Consider the following 23,831-nt stretch of genomic DNA (forward strand, 5'->3'; position numbering starts at 1 on the left):
AAGGCCTCGGACGATTGCTGGGGGCGGCGAGCTAGGCCCCGCCGGCGCTCTTCGCACTCCGGTTCTTTGATGTAAATTGTTGATATGTCTACTTTTACTAGTCTGTTCCATCGCTTGCCTGAAGCGCTGAAGGAGGCCGAAAGTCGGTTCGGATCGAAGTCCGCCGGTTGCAGATCGAGCGGATGTGAAGTGTGGTGTCAGGCGTGCGGATCGATCGCCTGGGCCGGTGCCTGGCCCCGGCCTATTGGCCAATTGCGGCACGTGGGGATCAGAAAAGGAGTTGTCGTGCGGTAGGCGGCATATTCGGGAAATGCCCGCCTCATGATCCGCTCTTCGTTGATCATCCGCCGGCATTGGATCATCACAATCACGATGGCGATGAGGACGGCAAGCGGTGAAAGGACCTGGAGTGTCACGCCGACGAGGGCAATCCCCTCGCAGAGATAGAGAGGATGCCGGACGATCCGATAAGGCCCTTCCGTCACAAGACGCCTGGCCTCCGCTTGAATGCTGAAGGATCTGCCGAGCCAGCGGAGCACCACGATGCAGAGCGAGGTACCCCCCAAGACCAACGTCGAGGACACAGCCGACCAGACGGGGCCGAGCTCTGCCTTCGGAAGAAATGCGAGGACGATGCTCAAAAAAGTACCCAGCAAGGCTGAGACCCGCGTCTGGATGCCCTGCGATTTCATGATCGGCGCCAGCCGGGTGATGGTTGTCAGCGCGACGAGGCCGAGGAACAGGATGTTGGCAATTCTGGCCGCAAGCGCAAGCCAGTCGCGGATATTGTCCGGCGGAAGCAGGTGAAGGACGCTGGCGGCGCCCAGAAGAGCAGACCCGCCATAGACGATCACGACAACTCCCCTGGCGGTCCAATCCAACAAGGCATTCCCCCGCGCTCGGCAATCTCTTTCCGGGCTGTTCCCGCCTGATCGAGCTTCGCGTCAGTCACGGGAGTGATCTCGCCTGTTCGAAACCTGCGTCATTAAACGGCAGGCTTGCGGTGAGGTCAATTGACCGACCAGCAAGCGGGTCACGCCATTCCTGTGGGTTCCACAACCGGATCATGAGATCGCATTGAACCGCTGCTGTCGTGACGACACAAATGATGGAAGAAGAACATTTAAAAGTAGTACTGCCATGCATTTGCACCGATCTGTGGCATTGCGCCGTACCCTGTTTCTTCTCGCTGCGCTGATTGTCTGTGAGCCGGCATGGGCTGCGAACCGTGTCGCGCTCGTCATCGGCAACTCGGCCTACAAGAACGCCGCAGCGCTTGCCAACCCAGCCAATGATGCTGCGATCGTTGAGGAGACGCTGAAGAGAGCGGGATTCAGCGTCGTCCAGACCCGCACGGATCTCCAGGCATTGGAGATGCGGCGTGTGCTGCGTGATTTTGCCGATGTGGCGCGCGACTCGGATGTCGCCGTCGTCTACTACGCGGGCCACGGGATCGAGCTCGAAGGTACGAACTACCTGATCCCCACGGATGCGGCGCTCGAGCGCGATACAGATGTGTACGACGAGGCCTTTTCGCTCGAGCGAGTGCTGCTGGCGATCGAGCCGGCACGGCAGCTGCGGCTCGTGATCCTCGATGCTTGCCGTAACAATCCTTTCGCCGACAGGATGAAGCGGACGGTCGGCTCGCGGGCTGTCAGCCGGGGCCTCGCCAGGATTGAGCCGGCGACCTCGAATACGCTGGTTGCTTTCGCTGCCAAGGCTGGCTCGACGGCGTCCGACGGTGGCAGCAAGAACAGTCCCTATGCCTCGGCACTGGTGAAATATATCGCTACTCCAGGCATGGACCTGCGCAGGGTGTTCGGCTTCGTCCGCGACGACGTCATGAAGGCGACCGGCAACAAGCAGGAGCCCTATGTGTACGGTACGCTTGGTGGCGATGATGTGCCGCTCGTGCCGGCACCGGCCAAGGAAGCGGCCGCCGCAGCGCCTCAACCGGCCCCGCCACCGCTGCCTGCAACTCCACCGGTCTCGGCGCGTGCCGAAATTCGGCACGATTACGAGCTCGCGCTGCAGATCGGCAACAAGGATGCGCTGAACTACTTCCTTGCCCAGTATCCGGAGGGCTACTACGCAAATCTGGCCAAGCTGCAGCTCGCCAAGATCGATGCGGAAGATAAGCGCGCCGCCGCAGCGGAAAAGGCGCGCCAGGCCGAGCAGGAGCAGGCGCGGCTCGTCAACCAGGGTGCCCAGCAGACACAACTGGCCAAAGCCGCCTCGGACTTGAAAGCAGCGCAGGACGCTCGTGCCGAGGCGGAGAAGGCCAGAGAAACCGCGCAACAATTGGCCGCGCAGGCCGAGCAGCGTCGCCGGGAAGCCGAAATAGCCGTCGCGAGAATTGGCGCTCAGGCTGGGTCCGACCCATCGCATGAGGCCCCCCCGAACTCGGATGCGAAAGTGGCCGCGCTGCCGGCTCCACAGACGTCCGCGCCGGCAGGGCCGTCCAAGGCCGAGCTTGCAAAATCGGTGCAAGCCGAGTTGCGCCGCGTCGGTTGCTTTAGCGGACCGGCCGATGGCGACTGGGATGCGGCCTCACGGCGTTCGCTCGAGTTGTACAACAAGAATGCCGGCACCACGTTCGATGCCAAGGCTGCGAGCACTGAGGCGCTCGACGCGATCAAGCTTAAATCGGCGCGTATTTGCCCGCCAATTTGCGGATCCGGCCAGAAACGCGATGGAGATCGGTGTGTCAAGATCACCTGCGCCGCGGGCTACATTCTGAATGACGACGAGGAGTGCGAGAAGCGCAAGGCCCGTCCGACACCATCCGCAAAGATCGAGCGCAGGAACAGGGACCGCGAAGAAGCTCCGGCACGGCCTGCAAGGCCGCCGAAGCCCGAGGCTAACGCGGGCGGAGGCGGCGGTGGTGGTGGCGGAATCGGCTTCATACCGTTCTTCCTGCCCTAAGAGTGCTCGGTAGCCCGGCGCATGTCCATTCCACTTAGACTTTATGTCACCCCATTCGCCAACAGGGGCGTCCTCGAGCCTGCGCAATGGGACTGCGACACAGCGAAGAAGGCGCTCGATGTCGTCAATACGATCTGGTCGAAGGCGAAGGTCGCCTTCGTGATCAGCGATTGCATAATGGAAAAACCGCTCGACATGGCGCCGAGCAGGCGCAGCAGCGATGAGGTCCTGCTGGGCGTTCTCACTTCCCGGCACGACGCGGACAATGCGGTCCACATTTTCCTGGTCAATTCGATTGCAAGTCTGAACGCCGGCGGAGGCTCATTCCCGAATGGCTCTCCCGAGCCCGCGAGCTTCGTCCAGTGGTATGGCAATGACCACGCCAATGGGCGCGCCTGGGCGCACGAACTCGGCCATCTGATGGAGCTCGATCACGTCGAGATCGACTATTCCAACGAAAAGCAGGCGGCGCAGCGCGTCAAGAACCTCATGGTGAAGGGATTGAGCGCGGGAAGCGACTTGACCAGCCAGCAGATCAGCACGGCCAAGGGCTCAAAGCTCGTCAAGAGATTTGGCGGTTAGGCCCCATCGGATTTGACCATCCTCGCTGCGAGCCATGATCTTCCCAAGGGCTCACGAATCGCTGATCCCTCGCAAGTGAATCTTCGACAACTAGGAGAAGGGCGCTTCCCCGCCCTTTACCCTCAGAGCCCCCGCCCTACGAATTCGCCGTAAGTGGCGCCGTTCTCCATTTTCATGTGAAGGCACCTTTCAAGACTTCAATCGTTCGTGCTCGATAAGCTCGAGCTTCGCATGCGTGGGGCCATCGATAAGGCCGAGATCGACGTGTTGGCTTATATGAGCTTCCCTGCGGCGCACCGCGCCAAGCTGCACTCCAATCCGCTCGAACGCGTCAACGGCGAGATCAAGCGGCGCACCGAAGTGGTCGGTATCTTCCCAAATGAGGATGCCATCACACGTCTGGTCGACGCTATCCTGCTCGAACAGAACGATGAATGGGCGGTCCAGTGCGGTCGCTACATGACACTGGAAACGATCGCCCCGTTGGAGCAATGATCCCGCCCTCAGCTTGCCGGCAATCGCCGGCTGACCGATTCGGCCCATGCCAGCGAATGCGGTGAATTCCGCTCAGCTCCACCACACTAGGGGACACGATCGAGGACGACATGAGCGGCCCGACCACTCACACCTTGATGTGTCTCGAATCCGGACGTCAGAGCCAAATTCAGCTGACACAGAGTGTTGATCGGTCGACCATGCCGCTCAGGGCAGGGCAGTAATTGACCTGCGAGAGCCAGGATCACGTGCACTGGCGGTCGTGCGCGGCTATTAGACGGCCAGATCTTGATCTGTTGCGAACCGCGCGCGCTTCTTGTTAGACTTCGAACCTATGGTAGTGGCACACCGCGATAAACCATGGGGTAGTGGCTGAGACTCTCTTGTTAAGAGGCCGCAACACCTTGATTTTCTCCGATGGCGGGCCAAGCCGGAGGTCTGCGGCCGGACGAAAATCGATCCAACATCGATAAGCTCTACCGTGCGACCCGCTGCGGTCACGAATTCGGACCCCAGCACGGCGAACGCGAACCAGGATGGTTCGGCGGACGTTTGACTGACGGCCTAGGCAGCGAGAGCGTTCTGCGAGCGCACGTCACCTCGGCAACTGCAGGCCACGGAGCAGGCCGACGGCATGCTGGTCGTCGGTTAGTCCCTCATGGTCTATTCGGAATTTCGGTTCGCCTAGGCCGCAACCTCGGTTCGGCATTCCGATCGCTGCCTCAATCTGCGCAGACGGATCTGTTGCCGCGCAAGGTGGAAGATCGGTGCGAAAAGGGGTCTCTCGTTCCTTCTTTGACCGGCCGTCAGCCGAACGAGAAACTGACTCGGTTCTCCCTTGAAATGACTCGATTCATATCTGCGGGCTCACCGCCGCCGAGATCGAGAACGGCATGCTGAGGAGCCAAAGCGCGGCGATTCCGCCGGTCAGCGCCAACGGCACGGTGCTGAAGACGAGGGCCGGGTCCCGCGCCGAGCGCCCCGAGCAGAAGCAGAAAGATTAGGCCAAAGACAGCGGGCACCACGAAGATCGGCCGCTGCCGCGCGACGGCGAAGTTTTCGAACTAGCTGCCCCAGGGCGCGCGGCCAAGCCTTACTTGCCGGCCACATTGCCGTAGTTGAGGTCCGCGCCTAGGACGCGGGCACCGCCAGCAGTGATCGTGCAGGGAACTCTTCAGCGGGAAATTCGATCGAGACGTAGTCGGTGGCGATGATCGGTCAGCAGGTGTGCGCCGCCCAGGACAGCGGTCAGCGTTCCTAGCCCGGTCCCGCCAGCAATCAGGAACATGATCAGCAATTGATATTTTACCGCGTCGGCCGGCTCGACGCCCGCGAGAATCTGGCCTGTCATCATCCCCGGCAGGAAAACAAGGCCGATCGCCGCCATCGCTCGGAATCGCGGTGTACCGGTTTCTGCACATTCTTCATCGGATCGATACCGTGCTTCTCCGTATTTCCATGTACTCGATGGCGCGGTGGAGTTGCAGGACACGGGCCAGTCGCTCTTACTGTTGGCTACCGAAGAAGCGAGAAGACCCAATGGGGCGGCCTCATTCTTACTTCGGCGATTGCAGTCCCGGCGAGGCCAGCCACCCTCTCAGGTGAGAAGCAGCAGCCTTAGCTCGTCGAGCTTGGCGAACAATTCGATCTCTGCCGGGCAGAATGCTTTGGGCGTCCTCCCGCAGATCCTGTGCCGCCTCCACGAGCAGCTCTTCCAAAGTGGTATTCTTGAAAGCTCAGCATTGTGTTGCTCCCTCGAATGCAAGCGGGAGCGCCATCATTCGGATATGGGATGCTGTGGAAGAAATCGGCCGGCGGCCGAGTCCGCTTTGGCTCGTTCAGTTGACCTCCAAACATCTATGTCGGACGTCAGCGGTGGGCCATTCGCGACATTCTAGCGGTGCGCCGACGAATTCCGGTCTACCCCAATAGGCAGACATAACGCATTCGTGAACCTCGCCACAGGGCGACAGCTGTCCTTGCGAATGAACGCAAGGGACGGCAGGGGCGACCAACCCTACAGCGGGAAGACTTGCCACAGCGCCTGCCTCCTGCTGCACGTCAGGACGTTCGAGGCAACATTCCCGTTCCGGGAGGCGCGATATGCTGCAGTTGAAAGACAAGGTCGGACGGTTCGCGACGACAGGGCGCAGTTGCCAGAACTGGAAAAAGGATCAGGAGCTGGTCATTTCGCTGCTCAACAAGATCGCCATTTCCGACGGCGGCGCCGAGAACACGCTTAAACCACAGATGGTCGTGACCGGTTATGCCAGCGACGGCCTTTACAACTCGATTCTGTACTTCCAAAAGAAGAACTTTCCCGGCACGCCTGACGGCTATGTTCGGCCTGCCGGCCCGACATTCAGTCGGCTCGTTGAACTGTCGACGATGGCGGCCGCCAAGCCCGCCCCGCCAAAGGGCCAATGGGACGCAATCGCGACTCCTTCCGTCGATGCTGCACTTCGCAAAGGCCTCATCGACGATTCAAAGCTGGACTACGCAGAGGTCGTTGATGTCATCCGGGCTACCGTCGCAGACGGCATGGTCACCGCATTCGAGCTGGACGACCTAACCACCATTGCGAACACCTCCAGAACGCTCTCCCCCACCTCGAAAAAGCTCATCACGCTCTTCGTCGGAGAAGAATACAAGGAGAAGCGCGGGATTGGACCGTACGACCTCAATTCCGACCAGAAAAAACTAGCCGCGGAAATGGTCTGCGATTTCCTGAAAAACACGAGGACGACGTTCTTTCCGAAACTCGACCCACACCGCGTCGGCATAGGTATTCTCAGGCGCATTGCGAAGCCAAGCCTCATCAATCAAGATCAGGGAAGTCTGTGCGGGCCGTCCGCCCTGATGTTCGGCTACGCGTCCGACAAGCCAGGGTCTTACGCGCGGTTCGCCATCGATCTCTATCAGAAGGGGCAGGCGAACCTTGGCCGCCTGCTGATCAAGCTGGGAAAGGATGTGAGGAACTTCACGCCACCCTGGTCGCTCGACCACGTCGACTGGCTGACATGCGCCTCCATACGCGATTCGGAGAACTGGTTCCTCGATTTCGACGACACAGGCAAGATCAGCGATCTTGCGGGTGTCACCCTGCCCAGCGAAATGGAGCAATGGTTTCGCAAGGCAGGATACCGAGACGTGCGCGAGAATACCAACATTTCGCGATTCAACAAAGACATCGACGATGTAAGCGAAGCTAACCGGTTGCTCGACAGCGGATATCGCGTATGTCTTTTCATAAGCGCCAATATGATCGACTATGACGACCAGTCCGATAAAGGCTCCGCGTTTACGATGCACTGGGTCGTGCTGCGCGAGAAGATACAAGTGATGAACGGGTACGTGAAGGCGAAGGTCTTCTCATATGGCGATGGAGACTACGTGATACCGCATCCGCAGGAAAAAACCGGTGCCGTCAAGCCCCTCGCCGTTCGGGACTTTCTTATGAATTTTTATGGGTACGTTGCTGCCAAGGGGTGACCGGGGCCAGAAGCGCCGAAGGCATGACGATGCTGGTCACGCACGAGATGGCCTTCGCCGGTGTCTCGACCTGCGTCAGATTCATGAATGCGGCATCATGGCCGAGGATCGGCACGCCCGAGGAAACCATCCGCCAGCCGCGCAGCGAATGCGCTGGCTGTCATCTGCATGATCGGTCCGCTCCAACTTGCTTGCTTAAACCAAATTGGCCGCGCGTTGCACATTGGGCAGGACGCTCTCTCAGAACGGTAGAAGCCAATTGTGCGGGCACGAGTGACAAGCCGCACGACAGGCGGCGTCAGCCGCACGAATTGTGTCAGCAGCCGCGACCTATAGTGTGCGCCGCAGGATGGCTTACCCGTTTGCCCCAGCCCGCCGACAGCTACAGAACCTGGAACGATTTTTTTGAAACTTAGCAGATGCGGCCCGGATGTCTCTTGAAGGTCGAGAGCGTCGTCGTCTGCAATAGACGGTCGCCCGTCAACTTCCGCTATGCTTTGTTAGCGACCGAGATCGCCAGGGGCATTGCGGAATTTGGGCAAAGGCTTCGAACCTCCGGCCGACCTGCGCCCACCAACACATACCCACGGGCTTTGCCTATACCACGAGCAATGCAAAGGCGCCTGGCGTCGGGAGATGTTCCTGCCATGTCAGCTACTTTAATCCAACGCATGTGGTCATTATGGCGATCAACTGGAATGATGTGAAAAGTCGCAGTATACGCGATGCATTCAGAGTCGCCCTAAGCGACGATAAGCAGCTCTCTCACGCTGAAGTAGTCGAGGTTCTTCGCAGCGCGATGAAGGATGGCTATCTTTCGGAGAAGGAGATCGATGACTTGCAGGTGATAGCAAATACGTCCGAGACCATTATGGGTCGTTCAAAGGCGATGCTATTATACCTACGTAAAGCGGCGGATCTTGTTTATGGATACGGGCCGATCATCGTCGCAACGGGTCGTCAGAAGTACGCTGCGGACCTCATTTTCAATTTCATGAAACGCATGGGTCAAATCTACTTCCCGAAGCTGGATCGGGATGAGGTTGGGATCGATTTGCTGTTGAGGGTATCAAACCCGAATATTTTAAACCAAAGAAGCGCGGGTATCTGCGGGCCAATGGGATTCCTGTATAGCCTAGCCTTCGACTCTCCCGCAGCATACGCGAAATACGCCATCGACCTCTACGAGAACGGCAAAGCTATGCTCGGCCATTTGAAGATCGATCCGAGTTCCGATTGCCGGCAATATTCTCCACCTCGCCCAATGAGTCCTGCGGACTGGTTGACCGGCGCGAGTCTTCGAGATTCGGAAAATTTTTGGTTCAACTACAGTTCTATGGGTGATGACGATAGCGGTACGCGTCTGAACGAAATGGCTCAATGGTTTGAAAAGGCAGGTTATACCGATGTGCATTGTGAGAACAATCTATTTTACAACTTGAAGATGAACGACATCGAGGTCGTCAATCGATACTATAACGCCGGGTATCGCACCGTACTAAGAATCAATAGCAAACTGCTAAAAGCCGAAACGCAGAACGAAAAGTCCAAAAAGGGCAATCACGTTGTGATCCTTCGCTCTCCGATTTCGATCATCGGTAACGCAATCAGTCTGAAAGTTTATACGTGGGCGGAGATATTGAGGCCAATCCCGGCGCCAAATACGCAAATGTCGCCAAGTGGCTTCCTTGAGCACTGGTATGGTTATGTTGTTGCCCGGCCGTATTGAGACGCTGCGACCGACGGGCGTGGGAGACGCATCCGTATAACGTATCACTCACCGAGCGACTTCGCCCCAGGGCTAGGAGCAGAACATCTCGCCTTGTTGCGGAGATGACGCGAACACCACGCAATCGGCCCGCAGTATGGCGGCATGAGCGCTTTCGGTAACCAAAGTCCCCTCGACGGCCACAGCCAGCTCTCATTCTTTGCAGAGCGTTCTGTTCTGGGGGAAGGAGGTCTCAAACTTCCTCGCGGGGTACGAGCGAGTCAGCGGTTGGAATAGCAGTACATCACGAAAAAAGCTGAACTAAATTTTTTCGGCAGGTGTTGCGTTCATGGATAGCGTAGAGCGGTGCTTCGCCGCAGTGACCGCAATCGGTTTTGTTGTGACCGTCGTCGGAATGATGTTGTTGCAAACGATCTAAGGTTCTAGCTCTGCGCGAATTGCAGGCCAGCTCGCGGCGATGGGGCCGGGCTTTGGGCTGTAGGTCCGCCGCGCTGCGCTCAAGATTGCTCGGGGGACAGCAGTCCCGAACGTTCGCGGGCAGGCCGGCGGCGCGCCCGTACCCTTAGGAACCGCGCCCGCAGCGGATGCTTACCCTCGGCGATCCTAATAGCGGGGCTTCAAAAACCCCAGCAAAGTCAGTACGGAGCGGACATGCTTTTTTGGTTTTCGGCGCTGACGCTCATGGCCGATGCGCTAGAGGTAATGGATGTGCGGCTGCGGCAGATAGCCAAAGGCAACGGCACGTCTGATGAGATGTTTCTCATGGTGACTGAAAAGCTCGACGCGGCTTCAGCGGTCGGTGCGATTTTCATCCGCGGCGGCAGCTGCGGTGACGTCCTTGACCATTACAGGAAAATTGTCGCAGCGAATGTCGAGCGGCTGTCGGCCGGACGATAGGAACGCGGCCGTAGCCGCCGCGTTTCAGATCTTATGAAACGGTTCTTCTTCGATCTTGCCGGCTCTGTTTCCGCTCGTGACAGAGTAGGACATCCATGCGTATCCCGCCGCGAGACAAAAGAGCACGCCAAATTCATCGCACACCGCATCGGCGCCGAGAAACCGGAACTCTCAAAGCGCGGAAATTACATCCGGGTCCGGGATGAGAACGGCGCTGAGATTTACGAAGTCCGGATTCATTTAGAGCCCTACCATCGCTCCCGTTACGCGGCTTAGCGGCGCGCGGTTTTCTTCTTTGACCGTCCTCTTAGGTACGTTTTTTCGAAGTCTTCTTTTTCTCGACACGGGTTACTACTGAGACGGCCCTAGTGTTCTCAATTGGGCTCGCAGCACACAGCCAGGGCCTTTGCTCTAGGAACAACGGCTGCGGCCGTCCGGTTGGGCTACTGGTGGGCTATTAGTATTGCGCAAATCGGGGCCCCGGCGTCCCGTTCCTCTTCCTCCGGCGGCGCTTGGGGAAGTCGCGCAAATCGCCGGTAAGACTGTCTAAAGGAGGACTGATTGCGAGTGCTTGTTGTGGAGGATGAAGACCTGATCCGCGACGTCATTGTGGACATATTGGAAAGCCACGGGCACGATGTGCTGGAAGCGGAAAGCGGAGAACGCGCCCTCGAATTGTGTGCTGAAGCCTCTCCCGATCTGGTGTTCACCGATGTGATGTTGTCGGGGTCCCTGACGGGTTGGGACGTCGCAATAAAATGCAGGGACAGCCGTCCGAATGTCCCCGTCATTTATGCTACCGGCTACGCCCACTCCGCTACGCGCCCGGTTTCAGGCAGCATAATGCTTCAAAAACCATACCGTCTCGAGCGGCTTCTTGAGTCGATTCGTTCGCTTACGGCATAGTGTCCGGCCTACCCACAAGGGATCTCAATTAGGTCGTGCATTGTGCAGTTTATCCGCTCTGCGCGCGATTTCCTGAGATGAGCCTCAGGTCACAGCCTGCTGCTCCGGAACGAATCACCTCGATTGAAATTCGATCCCGGTTCTGTTCCGTAGAGTTGCGGATGTCTCAGTCCCAGTGGACTCCATCCATTACTCAGTTCGATAGTTTGATGGACTGAGGTTTATGAGCTGTTCGTCTCGGGAATAGTCGCTGCTGCGCTCGGCGGGTACATTGCTGGCCGGCTTTCCGGCAAAGCGTCGCAATCGACGACGGCCTATCACGGTCTCATATCTTGGGCAGTCTCGACGCTCACGGTGGTCTATCTTCTCTCGTCGGCCGCCTCCGGCATGATCGGTGGTGCCGTCAGCACGGCGTCCTCGGCTCTTGGTGGAGCAGGTAGGGCTCTTGGCGGAACAGTTCAGACCGCGGTTCAGACCGCAGCGCCCTCTCTGAATAACGTTGCCGATCCGATGGGAGCCCTCGAAAGCAAAGTGCGAAGCGCGTCCGGGGGCCAGGATCCTGCGGCACTTCGTGATGCCGCAATGACAGCTGTTCGAGCGGCACTAACCGGGGATCCTGCACAACAGGCTGCTGCGAATGATAAGGCGGCGGACGCCTTGGCCAAGGCGCAGAACATCTCTCAAGACGAGGCGAAAGGTCAGATCGCTCAGTATCAGCAACAGTATAAGGAGACGGTCGCGAAGACTAAAGAGCAGGCAAAACAGGCGACCGATACCGCGGCGAAGCGTGTATCGCAGGGCGCCTTATTCGGTGCCCTCGCCCTCCATCTGGGCGCACTAGCTGCATTTTTCGGTGGTCGAGCGAGTGCTGTGACTCCGACTGTTTCCGTCAGAACAACCTAGGGCGAGATGCTTGACCACATTGGCTTTACATAAGGTCCGGAGCTGGCTTACGGACCTCGGTGTTCTCGCCTCGCGTCCCGCCGCATTCGCTGTATTTGTCGTGTACGGACTACTCTGAGCCTTCATTGGGGGTGGGCTCGGGTGGCACGATCTGGCGACGCTTTCGACGTGGGGGATGACCTTGGTAATTCAGCGGGCTGAGCACCGCGACACGCAAGCTCTTCACGCAAAGTTAGACGAACTGTTGAGGGTTAACGGGGACGCGAAGAACTCACTCATGACCCTCGACAACAAGGACGCCGAGGAAGTCGAGGAAGAACGGGCGGCTCAGTTCCGATGGGACGAGCCGAAAGGGAGAAATTCGGCAGCATCAGGTACCCGCCCGGTCATATTGCGCGTTCGGCCGTTCTCGTTAATGCCAATATCCAATCGGGTGCGTACGGCCGTTGTGGCGAACTTGCTCGCCCCGGACAGTAACCACAGGCCCAGCAGCAGCTAACCGCTGCGCCGACGCGCCCGATAAGAACCAAAAGGGCCCCTTGGGCGATCACCTGCAAAACTTCGGTATGCCCCAGGGGCCGACATGTAGCTGCACTCCGTGAAGGGCACCGGTGGCCCGTGAGTGGAAGTTGCCACCGGCCTTAGCTGCGGGCCTTCAACTGAATGTCTCACTTCAAATTTTGGCGGACCTTTACTCTTTGATGATGCGCCGGGTCTCTTCCAAACGTGTCACCTTGGGAGCGGGATGTGTCTCTGGTTCGAGGTCATTCACGCCCTGAAGCATAACCGGGGGATGCCGGCGGCCTTCATCTAAATTAATGGGTCTAGTCTCGCCGGTCCGGGGCGCTGCGTTTTTTAGTCTACGAGCTAGTCGCCCGCCATGGGAACGTGCAGAAGCTCGGTCGACATGAGGACATTTGAGTGGTACAAAGGGTCAACTGGCTGAAGCGCTAACCTGGTGATTTTGCTGATCTTCGGCGACCAGATGTCCAGTCCGCCCCTGCGCACCTGAAGCTCAAGCGCCGATCGAGACTCTGTCCGCAACGCGGCCTGTGACTACCTCGTTGAGGAAGTACCCGCTTAGTGCTTCGCGAAGTGGGGGCGCGGAGCTTGGTCTAGTCTGGTGCCATCATTCGTCGCACCGTGGCCTTCGTCGAAGATGACATCCGTGCGCCGAACGGCGCTGACGTAACCGTTCTTCGACCACCGATTGACCACCGAAACAGCGCGAACAAACTGCGATAAAGATGGTCAACCAGTAGCAAACTTCGTTGTTTTTGTTGGTCTTTCCGCAAGCTATCCACGTTCGGGACGCAGGGGTCGCAGGTTCGAATCCTGCCACTCCGACCATTCTTCCAAAAGTCGACGTTTTCCAGAGGCTTGGCGGACCGGCCGCCGGCGCCTCGGAACGCCTTTCTGCAACGATTTCGGGATCGGGTCCACGGCCGATTTGGCCGGGCAGGGCCGCTTGTTGCGGCGACATGGCTTGTTGGTTGTCGGCGCTGACGCGCCGCAGGTGTGGGTCCCGCCTAGCGCCGCGCCACCACCACGCCCACCAGGAACGCCACCATCAGCGCCGGCAACGGGGCCTCGCGCACCATGCCGCGCACGACGTCGGGCCAGTGCTGCTCGGGGACCAGTCTCGGCGATCGTACGGTAGGCGCGGACTCGATATCCCAGCTTGATGCGAGTTCGGCGATCTCGCTTTGCGCCAGGCGCACGCCGTCACGCACGCGGTAGATCGCGGCCTCCGATCGCTCGCGCGGCGCGAGCGCCGTCAGCGTCGCGATGGCCGTGCGCAACGTCATCTCGCCAAAACCTTGCAGCCTCACCTGCTCCTCGGGATCGGACGTCATGCCAAATCCCTCACAGCGCAAAGTGGCGCGCGACGGCGAAGGCCGCCGTCGCGCACAGGACCAGCGTGGAAACTGCGCCGGCGATGCCGCGTGCGAGATGGGCCCGTGTAAGATGCCTGGTCATGATCGTGCTCCATGCTCTGCATGGAAATGGCGGCGATGGATCTTGGTTCCTGCGCGCAAGAAGCGAATCGGCGAACTTACTTCCGCAGCAACTCGCTCAATGCCGCCGTCGCCTCGGCGCAGCGGATGTCGTCGATCTCGCGCGACAGGCTGATCGCGCTCGCTCTCAGTTCTTCGAGTTTCCAAGTCTCCGGATGCTGGTTTTCGAGCTGAACGAGACGCTTGTTCAGATCGTCCAGTCTCGATTGGAGCTGCCCGATGCTGGCATCTCCATTCACTTTCCAAACGCGCTGTGCACGCATCGTCGTTCCCTTAGCTGTCTCACGGCCTTGTGAGAGCGGTTCGTGGCCGGAATGGGAGTTTGTTTTGTCCGGCTTTAGATCGTGGGGAACCGTTGCAGATTCGCAACGATTTTCGGGGGTGATGCGCGGCCGCCGACCCGCTGCACAATGATACCCATAGGCATGGAATTTGATTGTGCCTCGCGTCGGCGGCAGTTGCATCATCGGGCCCTCGGGGGAGATCACCCGCGAGATGCACGACCACGGGCGACGAGATCGCGCTGGCGCGCTGCGATCCCGATCTCTGCAACTCGTACAAGCGCACCATCTTCAATTTCGACGTTCACCGCCAGCCGCAGGCTTATGGGATGATCGTGGAACGGAAGGATGTGACGATGACGGCGCATGGGACGCCGGTGTGTTGCCGAAGGGGGATATCCGTAGCCCGGATGGAGCGAAAAGCGTAATCCGGGGCCGCTCGCCCGGTATTGCGCACTCCATCACCGTCACCCTGAGGTGCTCGCCTCTTTGGCGAGCCTCGAAGGGCGACGGCCCGACTGTGGCCGTCCATCCTTCGAGGCTCCCCATGGGACGCCTTGCGTCCCATGTCTCGCACCTCAGGATGACGGAATGAGCGTCGGTGTGTCGGCCGCTGTCAATCCACGCGCGCAAAAATATTCCACTTTACCGAAATTCGGTTTCGGCGTATGTGTCGCCCATCCCGGCTCACCCAAGAGGGGCGACTATGTGGTCGTCACTGTCGCGAGCCGGGCTTGCGGTGGACGCGGCAGCGTCGGCACGAGAGGCGCGGGCAGGGCGGGTAGTCCCTGTGAGCCCGAGGCTTCGTGCGGACGAGCGGCGCTGCCAGGCTTCGTCTCGTCTGTAAGTTTCCGGCTTCGTCGACAGGGCTGGAAAAACTGCGGCGAAATGGCGGGCCGTGCGTACGGCAAAACCGTGTGGTCCTGGCCGTCGTTGCTACGGTCAAGTCCTTGCGAAGGTGCGAGCGAGCCCAACCGGGCAGACTGCATCATCCAAATTCGCGGGGCGAGGGAGGCCAGAAGGAATGGTCGGCTCCCGGGAGATCACGGCATAAGCCGTCCAACCACCGCGCAGGGAAGGCCGAGTGATCGGCACCACCTGTATGCTGCTGTGCGGTTCTTCTGCGTGTGCCTATTGCGCAGCAGACCGCGGGTGCGAGCCAGCACCCGGCCTTCCCTGCGCCCTCTTGGATGAGGGTCGCGAGATCAAGCAAAGCTCGGGCGAATTGCGCCGCGAGGACGCGAAGGCATGTCTGTGAGCTGAGCTGCGTGCCACAATCTCGATCTCGTAGGGTGGGCAAAGCGCAGCGTGCCCACGCCTTGTTGCTTATGGACGGAGATCGTGGGCACGGCGCTATGCGCCTTTGCCCACCCTACGGCACCGCCGCTGGGATGTGCACTAGAGTATCGCAATGACGATGCTGAAGCAGCGAGATCTCACTCCATGACCGTCACCCTGAGGTGCGCGCTCGGCGGCGCAAGCGCGCCGCGGAGCAAGCCTCGAAGGGCGACGGCCCGGCTGCCAGCTCGGCCGTGCATCCTTCGAGGCTCCCGATGGAGCGCTTCGCGCCCCATCACTCGCACCTCAGGATGACGGATCACAACCAATTGTCTAGATTAGGAAACAATCATTCCCTATTATCCCGCCATGCAAAAAGCCGCCCGCCGATCCCCGTCTGTCGCCCGTCCGCCCGGTCGTCCCCGGGAATTCGACATGGATACGGCGCTGGACCGTGCCGTGCGGATGTTTCGCGAGCGCGGCTATCATGCGACCTCCATCGGCGACCTCGCCGCGGCGATGCGGCTGGCGACGGGGAGCATCTACAAGGCGTTTCGCGACAAGCATGCGGTGTTCCTGGCTGCCTTCGAGCGCTATACGGCGCTGCGCCAGGAGCAGACCCGCAGCGCCGCCCAGCGCGGCACAAACGGCCGCGATCGGGTCCGCAATTTGCTGCTGTCCTATGTCGCGCAGTCCCAGGGCGCCGAGGGGCGGCGCGGTTGCCTCGTGGTCGGCAGCGCGGTCGAATTGTCGGCGGTCGATTCCGTCGTGGCCGCCCGCGTCGGCGCGCAGCTCAAGACCAACGAAGATTTCATCGCCGGCCTCATTCGCGAGGGGCAGGCCGACGGCTCGATTCCCGGTCATGTCGCGGCCGATGACACCGCGCGACTGATGATCTGCATCACGCAGGGCCTGCGAGTCGTCGGCAAGGCGCGACTGCCGCTCGACGGGACCCGCCTCGTCGGCGTCGCGATGAAACTGCTCGCCTGAATTTATGTCCTATTAGGGAATGATCGTTCCCGATTTCTCGGAGACCGTACGTCATGACGATGAATGCCACGATCGAGACCGCGCCCGGGCTGGATGCGGTGTCGCAACGGCTGACCTTCGTGCTTGCCGCGGCCTGTGGCATGATCGCGGCCAACATCTATTACGCGCAGCCCCTGATCGCCCCGATCAGCGCCGCGCTCGGCCTGTCGCACGCAGCGGCCGGGCTGATCGTCACCATGACGCAGATCGGCTACGGCACCGGGCTGCTGCTGATCGTGCCGCTCGGCGATCTCGTCGAGAACCGTATCCTGATCTGCTCCGTCATCACGCTCGGCGCCGCGGCCCTGCTCGCCGCCGCGTTCGCCACCCATGCGCTGCCGTTCCTGGTCGCCGCACTGTTCATCGGCCTCGGCTCGGTCGCGGTGCAGATCATCATCCCCTATGCGGCGCATCTGGCGCCGGAAGCCATCCGAGGCCGCGTCGTCGGCAACGTCTCGACCGGCCTGATGCTCGGCATCATGCTGGCGCGTCCGGTTTCGAGCTTCGTCACCGCGGCGCTGTCGTGGCACGCCGTGTTCTTCGCCTCCGCCGCGCTGATGATCGTGCTGACGGCCGTGCTCTGGATGACGCTGCCGAACCGCAAGCCGGTGACGCGGATGCACTATGGCGAGCTGTTGCTGTCGATGCCGCATCTGGTGCGGGCGACGCCGCTGCTGCGCCGCCGCGCGCTCTACCAGGCGAGCCTGTTCGGCTGCTTCACTTTGTTCTGGACGGTGGCACCGCTCCAGCTTGCGGACGCGTTCGGCTTCACCCAGCGCGGCATAGCGTTGTTCGCGCTCGCCGGCGTGGCCGGCGTGTTCGCGGCGCCAATCGCCGGACGGCTCGCCGATCGCGGCCACAGCCGCATCGCGACGCTGGTCGCGATGTTGCTCGCGGCCGGGGGCTTCCTCGTGACCTATCTCGGCGCGCCCGGCTCGATGCTGAACCTGGTCTGCCTGGTTGCGGCGGCGATGGCCATCGACGTCGGTGTCCAGGGCAACGTCGTGCTCGGCTTCCGCGCTATCTTCGCGCTCGGGCACGAGCACCGCAGCCGCCTCAACGGGCTCTACATGGCGACGTTCTTCACGGCCGGTGCAGCCGGCTCCGCGGTCGGCGCCTGGGCTTTCGCGCAAGGCGGCTGGACGCTCGCATCGGCCATCGGCCTCGCTCTGCCCGTCGTCGGCTTGCTCTATGCGGCGACCGAATAGCTGCCGGCCGCAGCAATTGTGCGATGCGGGCGTTTACCAAGGCTCGCAGACGAAGCCGCGGGCGGCGCAATTTCCGTCTCGCGATTTCGGTGCCGCTGTAGTACTTTGGTCTCAAGCGGGCCAGGTTAATGGGCGGCAGGGGGAGGCTGATGAGGCGTGCGGGGCTGTTTGGCGTACCGCGGGTACGGCCATGGTCGTGGCAGGCGTTTCTGCTCGGATGCGTCGTTGTCGCCATGTCGGCTGCATTTCAGGGCATTTGCGTCGCGCTCGGCGCAAAGCTCTATTTTGCAGCGTTCCTGCCCGGCCTGTTCGTACTCGGCCTTGTCGCGGGCACGCCGGCGGCGGGATTTGCCGCGCTGTTCACCATTCCCCTGGTGTGGTGGGCGTTCATTCCGCCCTTCTTCGAGTTCAACGCGCTGAGCAGCGCAAATACCGATTCCATCAACCTGTTCTGTCTGCTCGCGGTACTGCTGATTGGCCTCGCCGATCTCTGCCGCGAGACCATGAGGATCGTCAGCCAGGGCGGGCTGAAGTCCCCGGGCGAGAGCGCGGCAACGAATCCGCAATAATTCGCCTTTGCACGACGGTGCGAGTTGCCTGCGCGCAACAGTCCGGCAACCATCCGCAAGCTTGCCGCGCGCCGCTAACTTTTCGAAAAAGATTTGGCCGCAGGTTCTCCCCCGGGAATGACGAGGGAGTTTTCGGACATGAACGGTCAAGCCATCTTGGAGAATGTGCGGCGCTACCGCGGTATCGCATCGCTCTATCGCCAGACCGCTGCGTTCCGCCCGGGCCAGAGCTGGTCGCTGCTGGAGCAGGCGACGGATTGGGAAGCGCGGGCGTTGTCGGAGCTGGAAGCCTATTTCGCGTTGCGCGCGGACTACGCCGCTCCGCTCGCAGCCTGATCGTTAACCATCGCTCACGATATGATCGTCAGATCGGGTGCGGGCACCACGAATTGTCCGCCCCAGGCGCGAACCTCCGCCAGCTGGCCGATGATCTCGTCCTTCAGATTCCACGGCAGGATGAAGACGTAATCAGGCCTGGCCGCGATCAGGGCGGCGGGATCGCGGATCGGCAGATGCGATCCCGGAAGCAGCAGGCCCTGCTTGTGCGGATTGCGGTCCACGGTGAACGGAATCAGCTCGCGCGTGATACCGCAATAATTGAGCAGCGTGTTGCCCTTCGCGGGCGCGCCGTAAGCCAGCACCGTCTTGCCCGCGCGCCCCGCCGCGACGAGGAAGTTGCGGATCGTCTCGCGCTTGGCCGCCACCTTCGCCTGAAAATCACGATAGATCGCGGGCTGGTCGAGCCCCGCCATGGACTCGCGCCGGCGCAAATTATCGAGTGCAGGCGAGGCTCTCGGAGGCGCGGTCTCGCTGCAGACGTGCAGACGGAGCGAGCCGCCATGCGTCGGCAATTCATCCACGTCGAAAACGCGCAAGGCGTGTGCGCGAAAGACCGTCTCGAGGGTCGCGAGCGAGAAGTACGACAGATGCTCGTGATAGATCGTGTCGAACTGGATGGCTTCGATCAGATGCAACAGATGCGGAAGCTCCAGCGTCGCGCGCCCGGTCTCGGGCAGGAGAATGCGCAGGCCCACGACGAAATCGTTGATATCTGGAACGTGCGGCAACACGTTGTTGGCGACGATCAGCTCGGGCCTGTGGCCTTCGGCGCGCAGCGCGGTCGCGACATCGCGGCCGAAATAGCAGGTCCGGGTCGGAATGCCCTTGGCGGTCGCAGCGGCCGCCGGACCGCTGGCCGGCTCGATTCCGAGCGAGCGGATGCCGGCGCGCTGGAAATATTGCAGCAGATATCCGTCATTGCTGGCGATCTCTATCACCTCGGACCCTGCTCCGAGCTTCGTGCGGGCGATCATCGCGGCGGCGTAACTCTCCGCGTGCCGCAGCCAGCTCTCGGAATAGGACGAGTAATAGAGATACTGCGCGAAGATGTTGGCCGCAGGCTCGAATTGCGGAAGCTGCACCAGCCCGCAGGCACCGCACGCACGGGCATGCAGCGGATAGGTCGGCTCGGTCGCATCCGCCTGCTCCGGCGGCAGATAAGAATTCGCCAGAGGCGACAGGCCGAGATCGACGAAGGTCTCGTCGAGCTCCCGCGTGCAGAAGCGGCATCGGTGCCTGTCCATGAACGGATCGTCCCGTTGTGCCGTCGTGCCGCGGCTGTTAGTGAATTCCCTCAAGCCACGGAAATTCCGACAACGTTGCGCATGATGCAACCCAAAAGGCGTTTCGGTGAACCGACGTTCGCAACGGCGGCGTCGCGGCGCGGAGGCCCGGGATGAAGTTCACTGCATTGGCTCTGCCGGGCGTGGTTGAAATCGGGATCGAGCCGGAGACTGACGCGCGCGGATTCTTCGCCCGGCTGTTCGACACGGAGGCCTTCGCGGCGCAGGGCCTGCCGACGCATTTCGCGCAACACAGCCTGTCGTGCAACGAACGCGCCGGCACGTTGCGCGGCCTGCATTATCAGGCCGGCCGGCCGGAGGCCAAGCTGGTGCGATGTGTGGCCGGCCGTGCCTTCGACGTGATCGTCGATCTGCGTCGCTCGCTGCCGACCTGCGGACAATGGTGCTCGGTCGAGCTCGCCGCCGATCGCCGCAATGCCGTGTTCATTCCCGCTGGATGCGCGCACGGCTTCCAGACGCTCGTCGATGGGACCGAGCTGATGTACTGCATCGATGTGCCCTATGACGCGCAAGGCGCGGCGGGCATTCGCTGGGACGATCCATCGCTGGCGATCGATTGGCCGCTTGCCGATCCGATCCTGTCCGCCCGCGACCGCGCGCTGCCGTGTCTCCCATGAGACGGGTGCTGGTCACGGGCGCGTCGGGCTTCATCGGCCGGGCGCTGCTGCCTGTGCTGGCTGGTCGCGGCTTTGAGGTCCACGGCATCGCGCGCGCGGCTCAACCGACGATGGCCGGCGTAACGTGGCACGCGGTCGATCTTCTCACCGAAGCCGGCCGCGCGCATGCGCTATCCGCATCGCGTCCGACCCATTTGGTTCATCTCGCCTGGGAAGCCCGGCCGGGGCCGTTATCGCGAGGATCCAGTCAACCGTCTCTGGGCAGAGGCGAGCATTGACCTGCTGTCGCGCGCGCGAGCCTGCGGCACCAAGCGCATCCTCGGCATCGGAAGCTGCTTCGAATACGGACCGCAGAGCGGCCTCTGTGAGGAACGCACCAGCCAATGCCGTCCGACGACATTGTACGGACAGGCCAAGCTCGCTACGGCTGAGGCCTATATGGCGGCAGGCGCCGCCTGGGGCCGCGTGTTTGTCCCGTTCGGGCCGCACGAGCCCGAGGCGCGCCTGATCCCTTCGCTGATCCGGAGCCTTCGCGCAGGAGCGAATTTCGATTGCTCGCATGGCGGGCAGCTGCGCGATTTCGTCTATGTCGATGACCTCGCGCAGATGATCGCCGCCGTGCTCGACAGCGAAATCTCCGGCGTCGTCAATCTCGCCAGTGGCGAAGTGCGCAGCCTGCGCAGCGTGATCGAGCATGTCGCAGGTCTGCTCGACGCAAGGCATCTGGTCAGGTTCGGCGCCGTCGATGCAACGGGAGTCGACGCCGAGCCGATCATTGCCGCCGACGTCCGCCACCTCCGCGGCGTGACTGTGGGCGTGCCAATCATCGGATTCGAGGCGGGCGCTGCGCGCGATCTCGCATGGTGGATCGACCGTCTGCCGGGGAGGGGATGACGTGCGATCTCCTCGCAACAGGCCGGCGGCAAGCGGCACCCGTGGCAATTACGGAGTTGTCTGGCTGGGTGCCTGTGCTAGCAACGGGCCGACCGAAATCTCCCTCACGTCGGCCGGGGCAAGCAATGATCACGTTCAACCGCATCTTCACGACCGAGCGTCTGCTCCAGATCATCGTGATTCTGGCGGCGACGGTTGCCATGAAGCTGATGAGCTGAACGCGGGCTGGTTATCGCGCGCCGAACTCGGGCACGTCGGGCAGATAGTTCGACCCTTCCGAGCCCAGAAAATCGAACATCGCCTGCGCCGGCGGCAGCAGCACCTTGTCGCTGCGGCGGATCACATACCATTGCCGCACGATCGGCAGGCCCGCGACGTCGAGCACGATGAGCCGGCCCTCGGTGAGCTCATGCGCCACCGTGTGGGCCGAGATAAAGGCGATGCCGAGCCCGGCGATGACGGCCTGCTTGATGGTCTCGTTGCTGCTCATCTCCATGCCGATGATCGGCTCGAGGTCGGACTTCTGGAACATGCCCTCCATCAGCGTCCGTGTGCCCGAACCGGGCTCGCGGGTGAGGAAGGTCTCGTGCACGAGGTCGGTCAGGTTGAGGCCGGAATCGTTCTCCAGCCAGTGTCCCTTGCGCGCGACGATGATGTGCGGATTGCGCCCGAGCTGGCGGACGTCGACCGTGACGTCGGCCGGTGGCCGACCCATCACCGCGAAATCGAGGTCGTAGCCGTGCATGGCCTCGCGGATCTCCTCGCGATTGCCGATGGTGAGCTTGATCTCGATCTTGGGGTACCGCTTCGAAAAGGCCGCGATCGCATGCGGCACGAAATATTTCGCGGTCGAGACCGCGCCGAGATGCACGGTGCCGCCGGTCCGCCCGGCGAGCAGATCGAGGGCGCCCTGGCAGTCCATGATGGCGGCCTCGACGCGTTCGGCCAGCGTCAGCACCTCCTTGCCCGCCTCGGTCAGCAGCATGCCGTCGCCGGTCCGCTGCACCAGTGGCAGGCCGGCGAGATCCTGCAGTTGCCGGAGTTGCTGGGTCACGGCCGGCTGGGTCAGCCCGAGATGGCCGGACGCGGCCGTCACGCTGCCCTTGGCCGAGAGCGCCGCAAGCGAACGCAGCTGCCGGATCGTCAGATGCCGGAGCTGGGCCGCCGCATGGCCGGGGCCATTATAAGAAAATTCTTTGACGCTCATTATGAATAGAAATTTTCCTTATTAAGCTGCCCCTGTCAATCTCCTGATGCCGGGACTGACCGTACCGACCTCCAGAGGGGAGGGAACTGGATACGGCGCCGGCAAAGGGGATGCGCAGATGACCGGGCAACTGAGGCTGGACGACCACCTTCAACGGTATTCCGAGACCACACCTCACGCGCTCGCCGTGGCGGCCGCGGTCGATGCCATCGCGGCAGCGGCGATCGAGATCGCCGACCTGATCGCCACCGGAGATCTCGCGGATGCCTCCGGCCTGACCACCGGCCGCAACAGCGACGGCGACGTCCAGCGCGATCTCGACGTGCAGGCGGATGCGATCCTGCGCCGCTGCCTCAGCAAGCTGCCGGTCGCGGCGCTCGCCTCGGAAGAGATGCGCGAGGCCCAGATCGGCGATCGCGAGGCGAAGATCTGCATCGCGATCGATCCGCTCGACGGCTCCTCCAACATCGACATCAACATGACGGTCGGCACGATCTTCTCGATCCTGCCCGCGCCCGATGATCTCTCGCTCGCCTTCCATCAGCGCGGCTCGGCGCAGCTTGCGGCAGGCTTCGTCACCTACGGGCCGCAGACCTCCCTGGTGCTGACGCTCGGCGAAGGCGTCGACATCTTCACGCTCGATCGCAAGGCGGGCTGCTTCCGCCTCGCGCGCAGCGGCGCGCAGATCGCCGAGGCCTGCGAGGAGTTCGCGATCAACGCGTCGAACCGCCGGCACTGGGATTCGCCGGTGCGTGCCTTCGTCGATGAGTGCCTCGCCGGCGTCGAGGGGCCAGCCAACCACAATTTCAACATGCGCTGGGTCGGCTCGCTGGTCGCCGAGGCCTATCGCATCCTCACCCGCGGCGGCATCTTCCTCTATCCCTCGGACGCGCGTGCCGGCTATGGCGACGGCCGCCTGCGCCTGACCTACGAAGCGCATCCGATGGCCATGATCATCGAGCAGGCCGGCGGCTCCGCCACGACGGGACGCGAGCGCATCCTCGATCTCTCGGCGCAGAGTCTGCACCAGCGCGTGCCGCTGATCATGGGATCGAGCAACGAGGTGCGCCGGGTCGAGGAGCTGCATTGCGATCCGCTGCTGGTTGCCAGCGTCTCAGCGCCGCTGTTCGCGCGGCGCGGATTCTTCCGGCTGTAAGG

Annotated in this window: 22 protein-coding genes and 4 pseudogenes; 19 read left to right on the forward strand and 7 right to left on the reverse strand. The window is 61.6% G+C overall.

Going from position 1 to position 23,831, the window contains the following annotated elements; all coding sequences use genetic code 11:
• Positions 1–197: 197 nt before the first annotated feature.
• A complete protein-coding gene (locus GGD65_RS33565) occupies positions 198–854 on the reverse strand; it encodes an isoprenylcysteine carboxylmethyltransferase family protein (protein WP_183238036.1) in 657 nt (218 codons plus the stop codon).
• A 286-nt stretch (positions 855–1,140) separates the two neighbouring features.
• On the opposite strand from GGD65_RS33565, the gene GGD65_RS33570 reads away from it, so the two are divergent.
• From GGD65_RS33570 to GGD65_RS33580, 3 genes and pseudogenes are all read left to right on the forward strand, one after another.
• Entirely contained in the window at positions 1,141–2,925 is a 1,785-nt protein-coding gene (locus tag GGD65_RS33570; protein WP_183238084.1) for a caspase family protein, read from the forward strand.
• 21 nt (positions 2,926–2,946) lie between these two features.
• Entirely contained in the window at positions 2,947–3,507 is a 561-nt protein-coding gene (locus tag GGD65_RS33575; RefSeq protein ID WP_018318156.1) for a hypothetical protein, read from the forward strand.
• A gap of 243 nt (positions 3,508–3,750) precedes the next feature.
• Positions 3,751–4,036: pseudogene (locus tag GGD65_RS33580) on the forward strand (transposase); the annotation flags it as partial.
• Positions 4,037–4,870: 834 nt separating this feature from the next.
• Here the strand turns inward: GGD65_RS33580 and GGD65_RS40500 are convergent.
• Together GGD65_RS40500 and GGD65_RS40870 are read right to left on the reverse strand one after the other, a co-directional pair.
• Positions 4,871–5,066: pseudogene (locus GGD65_RS40500) on the reverse strand (hypothetical protein); the annotation flags it as partial.
• A gap of 110 nt (positions 5,067–5,176) precedes the next feature.
• Positions 5,177–5,407: pseudogene (locus tag GGD65_RS40870) on the reverse strand (ABC transporter permease); the annotation flags it as partial.
• Between the two features lie 698 nt (positions 5,408–6,105).
• On the opposite strand from GGD65_RS40870, the gene GGD65_RS33590 reads away from it, so the two are divergent.
• The 7 genes from GGD65_RS33590 to GGD65_RS33615 all read left to right on the forward strand — a co-directional run bounded on the left by GGD65_RS33590 (position 6,106) and on the right by GGD65_RS33615 (position 12,428).
• Positions 6,106–7,494, forward strand: coding sequence for a hypothetical protein (locus tag GGD65_RS33590; RefSeq protein WP_183238037.1), 1,389 nt, complete (start codon positions 6,106–6,108; stop codon positions 7,492–7,494).
• A 682-nt stretch (positions 7,495–8,176) separates the two neighbouring features.
• Positions 8,177–9,223 (forward strand): hypothetical protein, encoded by a 1,047-nt coding sequence (locus GGD65_RS33595; protein ID WP_018318149.1) that lies wholly within the window; start codon positions 8,177–8,179, stop codon positions 9,221–9,223.
• A 651-nt stretch (positions 9,224–9,874) separates the two neighbouring features.
• Positions 9,875–10,120, forward strand: a complete 246-nt coding sequence (locus GGD65_RS33600; protein ID WP_018318147.1) for a hypothetical protein — start codon at positions 9,875–9,877, stop codon at positions 10,118–10,120.
• Positions 10,121–10,153: 33 nt separating this feature from the next.
• A complete protein-coding gene (locus GGD65_RS41255) occupies positions 10,154–10,396 on the forward strand; it encodes a DUF6894 family protein (protein WP_084674825.1) in 243 nt (80 codons plus the stop codon).
• Between the two features lie 291 nt (positions 10,397–10,687).
• Positions 10,688–11,026 carry a response regulator gene (locus tag GGD65_RS33605; RefSeq protein WP_018318146.1) on the forward strand — a complete coding sequence of 113 codons (339 nt, stop codon included), beginning with the start codon at positions 10,688–10,690 and terminating at the stop codon, positions 11,024–11,026.
• A 354-nt stretch (positions 11,027–11,380) separates the two neighbouring features.
• Positions 11,381–11,929, forward strand: coding sequence for a hypothetical protein (locus GGD65_RS33610; protein ID WP_183238038.1), 549 nt, complete (start codon positions 11,381–11,383; stop codon positions 11,927–11,929).
• A 151-nt stretch (positions 11,930–12,080) separates the two neighbouring features.
• On the forward strand, positions 12,081–12,428 hold the full coding sequence (locus tag GGD65_RS33615; protein ID WP_256375089.1) for a low affinity iron permease family protein: 348 nt from the start codon (positions 12,081–12,083) through the stop codon (positions 12,426–12,428).
• Positions 12,429–13,458: 1,030 nt separating this feature from the next.
• Here the strand turns inward: GGD65_RS33615 and GGD65_RS33620 are convergent.
• Together GGD65_RS33620 and GGD65_RS40505 are read right to left on the reverse strand one after the other, a co-directional pair.
• Positions 13,459–13,785, reverse strand: a complete 327-nt coding sequence (locus tag GGD65_RS33620) for a hypothetical protein (RefSeq protein WP_179735264.1) — start codon at positions 13,783–13,785, stop codon at positions 13,459–13,461.
• A 200-nt stretch (positions 13,786–13,985) separates the two neighbouring features.
• Complete coding sequence (locus GGD65_RS40505; RefSeq protein WP_246783507.1) at positions 13,986–14,414, reverse strand: hypothetical protein; 429 nt, start codon at positions 14,412–14,414, stop codon at positions 13,986–13,988.
• On the opposite strand from GGD65_RS40505, the pseudogene GGD65_RS40510 reads away from it, so the two are divergent.
• The 5 genes and pseudogenes from GGD65_RS40510 to GGD65_RS33645 form a co-directional block, all read left to right on the forward strand.
• A pseudogene (locus tag GGD65_RS40510) lies at positions 14,386–14,656 on the forward strand (hypothetical protein); the annotation flags it as partial. The gene GGD65_RS40505 and the pseudogene GGD65_RS40510 overlap by 29 nt on opposite strands.
• 1,285 nt (positions 14,657–15,941) lie before the next feature.
• The gene (locus GGD65_RS33630) at positions 15,942–16,496 is read left to right on the forward strand and encodes a TetR/AcrR family transcriptional regulator (protein WP_246783500.1); all 555 of its coding nucleotides are present in this window, start codon (positions 15,942–15,944) and stop codon (positions 16,494–16,496) included.
• A 53-nt stretch (positions 16,497–16,549) separates the two neighbouring features.
• Positions 16,550–17,743 (forward strand): MFS transporter, encoded by a 1,194-nt coding sequence (locus tag GGD65_RS33635; RefSeq protein ID WP_183238040.1) that lies wholly within the window; start codon positions 16,550–16,552, stop codon positions 17,741–17,743.
• Positions 17,744–17,892: 149 nt separating this feature from the next.
• Complete coding sequence (locus tag GGD65_RS33640) at positions 17,893–18,312, forward strand: DUF4118 domain-containing protein (protein ID WP_183238041.1); 420 nt, start codon at positions 17,893–17,895, stop codon at positions 18,310–18,312.
• 138 nt (positions 18,313–18,450) lie between these two features.
• A complete protein-coding gene (locus GGD65_RS33645) occupies positions 18,451–18,648 on the forward strand; it encodes a hypothetical protein (protein ID WP_183238042.1) in 198 nt (65 codons plus the stop codon).
• Between the two features lie 14 nt (positions 18,649–18,662).
• Here the strand turns inward: GGD65_RS33645 and GGD65_RS33650 are convergent, their stop codons facing one another.
• Positions 18,663–19,895: a class I SAM-dependent methyltransferase gene (locus GGD65_RS33650; protein ID WP_183238043.1), complete on the reverse strand. Its 1,233-nt coding sequence runs from the start codon at positions 19,893–19,895 to the stop codon at positions 18,663–18,665.
• A 152-nt stretch (positions 19,896–20,047) separates the two neighbouring features.
• Between GGD65_RS33650 and rfbC the strand changes: the two genes are divergently transcribed.
• The 3 genes from rfbC to GGD65_RS33660 are packed head-to-tail and all read left to right on the forward strand — an operon-like array spanning position 20,048 to position 21,466.
• Complete coding sequence (gene rfbC, locus GGD65_RS33655) at positions 20,048–20,572, forward strand: dTDP-4-dehydrorhamnose 3,5-epimerase (protein ID WP_183238044.1); 525 nt, start codon at positions 20,048–20,050, stop codon at positions 20,570–20,572.
• Entirely contained in the window at positions 20,569–20,850 is a 282-nt protein-coding gene (locus GGD65_RS40875) for an NAD-dependent epimerase/dehydratase family protein (RefSeq protein WP_283813743.1), read from the forward strand. The genes rfbC and GGD65_RS40875 overlap by 4 nt, the downstream gene beginning before the upstream one ends.
• The gene (locus tag GGD65_RS33660; RefSeq protein WP_283813744.1) at positions 20,738–21,466 is read left to right on the forward strand and encodes an NAD(P)-dependent oxidoreductase; all 729 of its coding nucleotides are present in this window, start codon (positions 20,738–20,740) and stop codon (positions 21,464–21,466) included. Before GGD65_RS40875 ends, GGD65_RS33660 begins: the two co-directional genes overlap by 113 nt.
• A 229-nt stretch (positions 21,467–21,695) precedes the next feature.
• Here the strand turns inward: GGD65_RS33660 and GGD65_RS33665 are convergent, their stop codons facing one another.
• On the reverse strand, positions 21,696–22,673 hold the full coding sequence (locus GGD65_RS33665) for a LysR family transcriptional regulator (protein ID WP_183238045.1): 978 nt from the start codon (positions 22,671–22,673) through the stop codon (positions 21,696–21,698).
• Positions 22,674–22,791: 118 nt separating this feature from the next.
• On the opposite strand from GGD65_RS33665, the gene GGD65_RS33670 reads away from it, so the two are divergent.
• Positions 22,792–23,829 (forward strand): class 1 fructose-bisphosphatase, encoded by a 1,038-nt coding sequence (locus GGD65_RS33670; RefSeq protein ID WP_183238046.1) that lies wholly within the window; start codon positions 22,792–22,794, stop codon positions 23,827–23,829.
• Positions 23,830–23,831: the final 2 nt, after the last annotated feature.

It is taken from the genome of Bradyrhizobium sp. CIR18 (assembly GCF_014198295.1).
In the GTDB taxonomy this organism is placed as follows: domain Bacteria; phylum Pseudomonadota; class Alphaproteobacteria; order Rhizobiales; family Xanthobacteraceae; genus Bradyrhizobium.

Excerpts from the sequence above, each read along its gene's own strand:
- GGD65_RS33660 (WP_283813744.1), top strand. The coding sequence starts at position 20,738 with ATGCGCTATCCGCATCGCGTCCGACCCATTTGGTTCATCTCGCCTGGG.
- GGD65_RS33635 (WP_183238040.1), top strand. The coding sequence starts at position 16,550 with ATGACGATGAATGCCACGATCGAGACCGCGCCCGGGCTGGATGCGGTG.
- GGD65_RS40505 (WP_246783507.1), bottom strand. The coding sequence starts at position 14,414 with ATGATGCAACTGCCGCCGACGCGAGGCACAATCAAATTCCATGCCTAT.
- GGD65_RS33640 (WP_183238041.1), top strand. The coding sequence starts at position 17,893 with ATGAGGCGTGCGGGGCTGTTTGGCGTACCGCGGGTACGGCCATGGTCG.
- rfbC (WP_183238044.1), top strand. The coding sequence starts at position 20,048 with ATGAAGTTCACTGCATTGGCTCTGCCGGGCGTGGTTGAAATCGGGATC.
- GGD65_RS33590 (WP_183238037.1), top strand. The coding sequence starts at position 6,106 with ATGCTGCAGTTGAAAGACAAGGTCGGACGGTTCGCGACGACAGGGCGC.
- GGD65_RS33665 (WP_183238045.1), bottom strand. The coding sequence starts at position 22,673 with ATGAGCGTCAAAGAATTTTCTTATAATGGCCCCGGCCATGCGGCGGCC.
- GGD65_RS33620 (WP_179735264.1), bottom strand. The coding sequence starts at position 13,785 with ATGACGTCCGATCCCGAGGAGCAGGTGAGGCTGCAAGGTTTTGGCGAG.
- GGD65_RS33570 (WP_183238084.1), top strand. The coding sequence starts at position 1,141 with ATGCATTTGCACCGATCTGTGGCATTGCGCCGTACCCTGTTTCTTCTC.
- GGD65_RS33575 (WP_018318156.1), top strand. The coding sequence starts at position 2,947 with ATGTCCATTCCACTTAGACTTTATGTCACCCCATTCGCCAACAGGGGC.
- GGD65_RS33645 (WP_183238042.1), top strand. The coding sequence starts at position 18,451 with ATGAACGGTCAAGCCATCTTGGAGAATGTGCGGCGCTACCGCGGTATC.
- GGD65_RS33600 (WP_018318147.1), top strand. The coding sequence starts at position 9,875 with ATGCTTTTTTGGTTTTCGGCGCTGACGCTCATGGCCGATGCGCTAGAG.
- GGD65_RS33650 (WP_183238043.1), bottom strand. The coding sequence starts at position 19,895 with ATGGACAGGCACCGATGCCGCTTCTGCACGCGGGAGCTCGACGAGACC.
- GGD65_RS33595 (WP_018318149.1), top strand. The coding sequence starts at position 8,177 with ATGGCGATCAACTGGAATGATGTGAAAAGTCGCAGTATACGCGATGCA.
- GGD65_RS40875 (WP_283813743.1), top strand. The coding sequence starts at position 20,569 with ATGAGACGGGTGCTGGTCACGGGCGCGTCGGGCTTCATCGGCCGGGCG.
- GGD65_RS33630 (WP_246783500.1), top strand. The coding sequence starts at position 15,942 with ATGGATACGGCGCTGGACCGTGCCGTGCGGATGTTTCGCGAGCGCGGC.
- GGD65_RS41255 (WP_084674825.1), top strand. The coding sequence starts at position 10,154 with ATGAAACGGTTCTTCTTCGATCTTGCCGGCTCTGTTTCCGCTCGTGAC.
- GGD65_RS33670 (WP_183238046.1), top strand. The coding sequence starts at position 22,792 with ATGACCGGGCAACTGAGGCTGGACGACCACCTTCAACGGTATTCCGAG.